The following is a 7774-nucleotide window of genomic DNA, read 5'->3' as shown; positions in this document are numbered from 1 at the left end:
GGCTGGCTTGCCGGGTTTTGCCTTCGCCCAGCCCACGGCGCAAGTCAACACCAGCAAGCTGGCGATAACCGACACGGAAGTGACCGTGGGCCAGCTGCACTCCGCCACCGGCACCATGGCGATTTCGGAAACCGGCTCCATTCAGGCCGAGCAGCTGGCCATTGACCAGATCAACGCCATGGGCGGCGTGCTGGGCCGCAAGATCAGGGTAATCAAGGAAGACGGCGCCTCTGACTGGCCGACCTTCGCCGAAAAGGCCAAGAAGCTGCTTATCAATGACCACTGCGCCGCCGTTTTCGGTTGCTGGACCTCTGCATCCCGCAAGGCGGTGCTGCCGATATTTGAAAAGGAAAACGGTCTTCTGTACTACCCCACGTTTTACGAAGGACTGGAGCAGTCCAAAAACGTGATTTACACCGGCCAGGAAGCCACCCAGCAAATTTTGTACAGCCTGGAATGGGCCAAAAAAGAGAAGAAGGCAAAAACCTTCTTCCTGATCGGCTCCGATTACATCTGGCCACGCACCTCGATGAAGATTGCCCGCAAGCACATCGAGAACTTCCAGAAGGGCAAGGTGGTTGGTGAAGAGTACTACCCGCTGGGCAGCACTAATTTCGGCTCACTGATGAACAAGATCAAGGTGCAGAAACCCGATTGCATCTACGTCGCCGTGGTGGGTGGCTCCAATGTGGCGTTCTACAAAGCGCTCAAGGCAGCAGGCATTACCGGCGACAAACAGTTGCTGGTCACGCTGTCGGTCACCGAGGACGAAATGACCGGTGTGGGTGGTGAAAACTTCGCCGGCTTTTACTCGTCAATGAAATATTTCCAGTCACTGGAAAACGACAACAACAAGAAGTTTGTGGCGGCCTTCAAGGCCAAGTACGGCCCGACGGCGGTGATTGGCGATGTGACGCAGGCCGGTTATCTGGGTCCATGGCTATGGAAGGCCGCGGTTGAAAAAGCCAAGAGCTTCGATGTGGACAAAGTGGTGGTGGCCTCCCCCGGTATCGAACTCAAGACGGCGCCAGAAGGTTATGTGAAGGTCGATGCCAACCACCATCTCTGGAGCAAATCGCGCATCGCCGTAGGCATGCCCGACGCCTCCTTCAAGGTGGTCTCGGAGTCACCCGAACTGATCAAGCCCGATCCATTTCCCAAGGGCTACCAGTAATTCCGCAAGGCAATCCTGACCGGTCTGGCGCTGCGCTGTGCCAGACCGGTGTCAACCGCCCATGTCTTTTCCGGAGCCCGCCAAATGACTTTCCCCGAAATGCTCAATATCGGCCTGATGCAGGGCTTTGCCGGCTTGAGCCTGTTCGCCGTGCTGCTCCTGATGGGCCTGGGGCTGGCCATCATCTTTGGCCAGATGGGAGTCATCAACATGGCCCATGGCGAGTTCATGACCATTGGCGCCTACACGATTTACATGGGCTCCACGCTGGCCACCCGTTACGCGCCCTGGATGACGCCCTACTACTTTCCCCTGGCCATCATCGCCGCCTTCATCTTTGCCTTCATTGCGGGCTGGCTGGTGGAGTGGGGCCTGATTCGCCATCTCTACAAACGGCCGCTGGACACCCTGCTTGCAACTTGGGGTGTCAGCCTGGCGATACAGCAGATGTTCAGAACGTTTGTCGGACCCAAGGAGGTCAGTCCGACCCTGCCGGACTGGTTGCTGGGCTCCTGGTCTCCCTCCGCCGGGCTGGACATTCCCATCAACGGCATGTTCGTGCTCGGTTTGACTGCGTTTGTCACCTGCGGTGTGCTGATCGCGCTGCACAAGAGCCGCTGGGGTCTGCGGGTGCGTGCCACGGTCAGCAACCGGGTGATGGCCAATGCCACCGGCATTGACACCAAAAAGACCGACCGGCTCACGTTTGCCATAGGCTGCGGCATCGCCGGGGTGGCGGGCGCTGCATTCACCACCATCGGCTCCACCGGGCCGACCTCGGGGTCGCTATACATCGTCGATGCCTTCCTGGTCGTTACTTTTGGCGGGGCCGCCAGCCTGCTGGGCACCGTGGTGTCCGCCTTCGCCATTGCGCAGACCCAGTCCATCACCGAGTTTTTCCTGGCCGGCTCGATGGCCAAGATGATCACGCTCTCGCTGATCGTCCTGATTCTGATGATGCGTCCGCAAGGTCTGTTTGCCAGCAAGGTGCGCCGCTGAACGCGCCGTTACCCGCCAAGATTTCCAAGGAGAACCAACCCATGAATGCTTTCAAAGCCTGGATTCAGCGCTATCAGTTCGGAAGCCTGGTGATTCTCGTGGTGCTGCTGGCCGTCGTGCTGCCACTCGCGCTGGACATCTTTCGCCTCAACCTGGTGGGCAAATACCTGACCTATGCCTTCGTGGCCATTGGCCTGGTGATGGTTTGGGGATACGGCGGCGTGCTGAGTCTGGGTCAGGGCGTTTTCTTTGGCCTGGGCGGCTATGCCATGGCGATGTTTTTGAAGCTCGAGGCCTCTGACCCGATCAGCACCAAAATTCAGTCCACTCCGGGCATTCCGGACTTCATGGACTGGAACCAGATCACCGCCTTGCCGACGCTCTGGGTGCCTTTCAAGAGTCTTCCATTCGCACTGGCAGCCGTGGTGGTGGTGCCCACGCTGCTGGCATTTATCGTGAGTTTCGCCATGTTCAAGCGGCGCGTGGGCGGGGTTTACTTCGCCATCATTACCCAGGCCGTGGCGCTCATCCTGACGGTGTTGATTATTGGCCAGCAGGGTTACACCGGCGGCGTTAACGGCATGACCGACCTCAAGACGCTGTGGGGCTGGGACACCCGAACCGACAGCGCCAAATACATCCTCTATTACCTGTGCGTGGCATTGCTGGTTGGGGCCATCGTGCTATGCCGCTGGATTCAGGTCAGCAAGCTCGGCACCTTGCTGCTGGCCATGCGCGACAAGGAAGACCGCGTGCGCTTCTCGGGTTATGACGTGGCCAGCTTCAAGGTATTCGCCTTCTGTCTGGCCGCTGCGCTGTCGGGCATAGGCGGCGCCCTGTTTTCCCTGCAAGTGGGCTTCATGTCGCCCAGCTTTGTCGGCATTGTGCCGTCGATCGAGATGGTGATTTATGCGGCGGTCGGCGGCCGCATGAGTCTGGTGGGGGCGGTGTACGGCACCTTGCTGGTCAACGCAGGCAAGACCTATTTCTCTGAGAGTTTTCCGGACATGTGGCTGTTTCTGATGGCGGCACTTTTTATTGGTGTCACCATGGCTTTTCCGATGGGCCTGGCCGGGCTTTGGGAAAGCCATATCAAACCCTGGTGGAAGGCTCGCCGCGAGGCCTCACGGGTTGCCGCCGTCAAACCGCTCGATGAGCTGCCCGCCCGAGCGACACCGGTGCAGGGGGTTTCCGGACCCCAGCCGGTGCTGACCGACGGCGTCGGCACCCAGAGCGTCTGAGTTCAAAGGAAATACAGCATGAGCAACACGGACTTTGCACTCGCGGTCGAAGACCTGACTGTCTCGTTTGACGGCTTCAAGGCCATTGACGCGCTGACCCTCTACATCGATCGCAACGAGTTGCGCGTCATCATCGGGCCAAACGGCGCCGGCAAGACGACCCTGCTCGACCTGATCTGCGGCAAGACCCGGGCCAGTGGCGGCAGCATCAAGTTCAAAAACACCGAACTCACCCGCATGGCCGAGCACCAGCGCGTCCGCCTGGGCATTGGTCGCAAGTTCCAGACGCCGTCCATCTACGAAAACCTGTCCGTTTTCCAGAACCTGGAGGTTTCGTTTCCCGCGGGTCGTTCGGTGTTTGGCGCGCTTGCGTTCAAGTGCACGGATGAGGTGAGAGCGCGGGTCCGGGCGGTGGCGCAGGACGTTGGCCTGATCGACAAGCTGGATATCGAAGCCGGCTTGCTGTCCCATGGGCAGAAACAGTGGCTGGAAATCGGCATGCTGCTGATGCAGGAGCCCGAACTGCTGATGCTCGACGAGCCCATCGCCGGCATGAGCGCGCGCGAGCGTGAACTCACCGCCGAACTGCTTCTGCGTATCTGTAAAAACCGTGCGGTGATTGTGATCGAGCACGACATGGAGTTTGTCAGGCGCATCGCGCACAAGGTCACCGTCATGCACCAGGGAAAGATTCTTGCCGAGGGCCCGATGGAACAGGTACAGGCCGACTCCAGGGTCATTGACGTATATCTCGGCCATTGATCCCGTCATCGCCATTGTTGTTTGAAAAAGGATTCCGTCATGTTGCAAGTCAAGGATGTGTTCGTTGCCTATGGCCAGAGCGAAGCGCTGCACGGCATCTCTTTTGAAGGGCGTGTCAACGAAACGGTTGCCATCATGGGGCGCAACGGCATGGGCAAGACCACGCTGTTCAAAAGCCTGATGGGCATCTTGCCGCTCAAGAGTGGTCAGGTGACCGTGGCCGGGCAGGATGTGTCGAAAGACGAGAGCTTTCGGCGCGTGGCCAAGGGCATTGCCTACGTGCCGCAGGGGCGGATGATTTTCCCGACGCTGACCGTGGAAGAAAACATTCAGACCGGCCTGGAAAACGCCAGCAACAAGCGCATTCCCGACGACATCTACGCGCTGTTTCCGGTGCTGTGGGACATGCGCCGCAGGAAAGGCGGCAACCTCTCGGGAGGACAGCAGCAGCAGCTGGCCATTGCCCGGGCGCTGGTGACAAACCCCAAGGTGCTGCTGCTTGACGAGCCCACCGAGGGCATACAGCCTTCCATCATCAAGGACATCGCCAAGGCCCTGAACGAGATTCGCAAGCTGCGCCAGATCACCATCATCGTGTCCGAGCAGGTGCTGTCGTTTGCCATGGATGTGGCTGACCGACTGTTCGTGATTGAAGGGGGCCGCCTGGTGCATGAGACCGCGCGCGCTGACACCGATGAGCAGCACATCAAGGCCTATTTGTCCGTCTGATTCGACCCGATTCCATTTGATCCCCGAAACCCCCGTACACAAGGAGCACACCATGGCCGATACATTGATAAAAGTTGACCTGAACCAGTCCCCCTACGACAACCCGCTGGTGCACAACCGCTGGCACCCGGACATCCCGATGGCCGTCTGGGTGGAACCCGGTGCCGAGTTCAAGCTGGAAACCTACGACTGGACCGGCGGCGCCATCAAGAACAACGACAGCGCCGATGACGTGCGCGATGTCGACCTGACCACCGTGCATTTTCTGTCGGGGCCTATTGGTGTCAAGGGAGCCGAGCCCGGCGATCTGCTGGTGGTGGACCTGCTCGACATCGGCGCGCGCGACGCCCGCCTTTGGGGCTTCACCGGTTTCTTTTCCAAGAAAAACGGCGGTGGTTTTCTGGACGAGCACTTTCCGCTGGCGCAAAAGTCGATCTGGGATTTTCACGGCATGTTCACCAACAGCCGCCACATTCCCGGCGTGAATTTCGCCGGCCTGATTCACCCCGGCCTGATTGGCTGCCTGCCAGACCAGAAGATGCTCGATACCTGGAACGCGCGCGAGGCCGAGCTGATTGCCACCGATCCTGACCGTGTGCCTCCCTTGGCCATACCGCCTTCGTCGGCCACCGCGCACATGGGCAAACTCGGTGGTGAGGCCAAAGCCAGGGCAGCAGCCGAAGGTGCTCGCACCGTGCCGCCCCGGGAGCACGGCGGCAACTGCGACATCAAGGATTTGTCGCGCGGCTCCAAGGTCTACTTTCCGGTCTATGTCGCCGGTGCCGGACTGTCGGTGGGAGATCTGCACTTCAGCCAGGGCGATGGCGAGATCACCTTTTGCGGTGCGATTGAGATGGCCGGATGGGTGCACATGAAGGTCAGCCTGATCAAGGGCGGCATGGCCAAATACGGCATCAAAAACCCGATCTTCAAGCCCAGCCCGATCACGCCCAACTACAAGGACTATCTGATCTTTGAAGGCATCTCCGTCGATGAAGCGGGCAAGCAGCACTTCCTGGATGTGACGGTGGCCTACCGGCAGGCCTGCCTGAACGCGATTGAGTACCTCAAGAAATTTGGCTACAGCGGTGCGCAGGCCTATTCGATTCTCGGCACGGCACCGGTGCAGGGCCACATCAGCGGCGTGGTGGATGTTCCCAACGCCTGCGCCACCTTGTGGCTGCCGACCGAGATCTTTGATTTCGACATCAACCCGACGGCTGCCGGACCCATCAGGATGCTCGACGGCAGCATCGACATGCCCTTGTCGCAAGACAAATAAACAACAGCAAAACATCGAAGCACTGCCATGCCCACCTACGACTATGCCTGCCCCGACTGCGGCGGGTTTGACGCCTTTCGCACTCTGGCGCATCGCAACGAGCCTTGCACCTGCCCCGCCTGCGGCACTGGCGCGCCGCGCGTGTTCGCCAGCGCTCCACGTCTGGCGTGTACGTCGCCGGAACAGCGCCGCGCCCATGAAACCAACGAACGAGCGCAACACGCGCCACGCTCATCACGCGACACAGACGGAAACTACGGCCGCATGCGTCATCCGGCCGGTTGCGGCTGCTGCAGCACGGCAACGCGCCGCAGCACCACCGTGACGGCCCCCAACGGAGCCAAGGCCTTTCCAAGCAAACGGCCCTGGATGATCAGCCACTGAAACCCGAGGAAACCCACCATGCATCACGGAGATATATCGAGCAGCAAGGACACGGTCGGCGTTGCTGTCGTCAACTATAAAATGCCGCGTCTGCACAGCCGGGGCGAAGTGCTGGACAACGCCCGCAAGATTGCCGAAATGCTGGTCGGCATGAAGACCGGCCTGCCGGGCCTGGACCTGGCAATCTTCCCCGAGTACAGCACCCACGGCATCATGTATGACGCGGGGGAAATGTTTGACACCGCCGCCACGGTACCGGGCGAAGAGACGGCGATTTTTGCCGAAGCCTGTCGCAAGGCCAAAGTGTGGGGCGTGTTCTCGCTCACCGGCGAACGGCATGAGGCGCATCCTCACAAAGTGCCCTACAACACCCTGATCCTCATGAACGACCGGGGCGAGATCGTTCAGAAATACCGCAAGATCATGCCGTGGACGCCGATCGAAGGCTGGTATCCGGGCGACACCACCTATGTGTCGGATGGCCCCAAGGGTTTAAAAATCAGCCTCATCATCTGCGACGACGGAAACTACCCCGAAATCTGGCGCGACTGCGCCATGAAGGGTGCCGAACTCATCATTCGGTGCCAGGGCTACATGTACCCGGCCAAGGAACAGCAGGTGATGATGTCCAAAGCGATGGCCTGGGCCAACAACACCTATGTCGCAGTGGCGAACGCCGCCGGCTGGGATGGCGTTTACAGCTACTTCGGTCACAGCGCCATCATCGGGTTTGACGGCCGCACGCTGGGCGAATGCGGCGAAGAGGAGAACGGCGTGCAGTACGCGGCGCTTTCCAAGAGCCTGATTCGTGATTTCCGCAAGAACAGCCAGTCAGAAAATCACCTTTTCAAACTGCTGCACCGGGGCTACACGGGCCTGATCAACTCGGGCGAAGGCACGCATGGGGTGGCCGCATGTCCGTTTGACTTTTACAAAAACTGGGTCAACGATCCCGAGGGTGCCCGGCAGGCGGTCAAAGCCATCACGCGCCCGATGGTCGGAACCGAAGAGTGCCCGATTGACGGCATCCCTAATCCGGAAAGCCCGGTTTAGGGCGTGCCGGTCCAGGCCTGTATCGGGATGACGGGCATAAGCAAACGGAAATGGAAACGGCACCCGGCGGTGCCGTTTGCCGGTTTTTGAGGAAAAAAGGCCTCATGTCCAACATTTACCGGCACCAGTAGCTATTTATTTAATAGCAAC

General features: G+C 59.7%; 8 protein-coding genes. All 8 read left to right on the top strand.

Annotation, left to right across the window (positions count from 1 at the left end):
• Window positions 1–1174, top strand: a 1174-nt coding sequence (urtA, locus tag HHJ19_RS17955) for an urea ABC transporter substrate-binding protein (protein WP_296909255.1), incomplete at its 5' end; no start/stop codon positions are given.
• 84 nt (window positions 1175–1258) lie between these two features.
• Complete coding sequence (gene urtB, locus HHJ19_RS17950) at window positions 1259–2173, top strand: urea ABC transporter permease subunit UrtB (protein WP_296909253.1); 915 nt, start codon at window positions 1259–1261, stop codon at window positions 2171–2173.
• Window positions 2174–2214: 41 nt separating this feature from the next.
• Complete coding sequence (gene urtC, locus HHJ19_RS17945) at window positions 2215–3414, top strand: urea ABC transporter permease subunit UrtC (RefSeq protein ID WP_296909251.1); 1200 nt, start codon at window positions 2215–2217, stop codon at window positions 3412–3414.
• A gap of 18 nt (window positions 3415–3432) precedes the next feature.
• Window positions 3433–4176, top strand: a complete 744-nt coding sequence (gene urtD, locus HHJ19_RS17940) for an urea ABC transporter ATP-binding protein UrtD (protein WP_296909248.1) — start codon at window positions 3433–3435, stop codon at window positions 4174–4176.
• 39 nt (window positions 4177–4215) lie between these two features.
• Entirely contained in the window at window positions 4216–4905 is a 690-nt protein-coding gene (gene urtE, locus HHJ19_RS17935; protein WP_296909246.1) for an urea ABC transporter ATP-binding subunit UrtE, read from the top strand.
• Window positions 4906–4957: 52 nt separating this feature from the next.
• Complete coding sequence (gene fmdA / locus HHJ19_RS17930; RefSeq protein WP_296909244.1) at window positions 4958–6187, top strand: formamidase; 1230 nt, start codon at window positions 4958–4960, stop codon at window positions 6185–6187.
• A gap of 27 nt (window positions 6188–6214) precedes the next feature.
• Window positions 6215–6571 (top strand): zinc ribbon domain-containing protein, encoded by a 357-nt coding sequence (locus tag HHJ19_RS17925; protein ID WP_296909242.1) that lies wholly within the window; start codon window positions 6215–6217, stop codon window positions 6569–6571.
• Between the two features lie 18 nt (window positions 6572–6589).
• The gene (locus HHJ19_RS17920; RefSeq protein ID WP_296909240.1) at window positions 6590–7624 is read left to right on the top strand and encodes an aliphatic amidase; all 1035 of its coding nucleotides are present in this window, start codon (window positions 6590–6592) and stop codon (window positions 7622–7624) included.
• Window positions 7625–7774: the final 150 nt, after the last annotated feature.

Source organism: Polaromonas sp., assembly GCF_012927415.1.
Taxonomy (GTDB): Bacteria; Pseudomonadota; Gammaproteobacteria; order Burkholderiales; family Burkholderiaceae_C; genus Polaromonas.
This window is presented reverse-complemented; position numbering and strand designations above follow the sequence as displayed.

Bases quoted from the DNA above. Each gene is read 5' to 3' on its own strand.
- urtD (WP_296909248.1), top strand. From the start codon at position 3,433: ATGAGCAACACGGACTTTGCACTCGCGGTCGAAGACCTGACTGTCTCG.
- HHJ19_RS17920 (WP_296909240.1), top strand. From the start codon at position 6,590: ATGCATCACGGAGATATATCGAGCAGCAAGGACACGGTCGGCGTTGCT.
- fmdA (WP_296909244.1), top strand. From the start codon at position 4,958: ATGGCCGATACATTGATAAAAGTTGACCTGAACCAGTCCCCCTACGAC.
- urtB (WP_296909253.1), top strand. From the start codon at position 1,259: ATGACTTTCCCCGAAATGCTCAATATCGGCCTGATGCAGGGCTTTGCC.
- urtE (WP_296909246.1), top strand. From the start codon at position 4,216: ATGTTGCAAGTCAAGGATGTGTTCGTTGCCTATGGCCAGAGCGAAGCG.
- HHJ19_RS17925 (WP_296909242.1), top strand. From the start codon at position 6,215: ATGCCCACCTACGACTATGCCTGCCCCGACTGCGGCGGGTTTGACGCC.
- urtC (WP_296909251.1), top strand. From the start codon at position 2,215: ATGAATGCTTTCAAAGCCTGGATTCAGCGCTATCAGTTCGGAAGCCTG.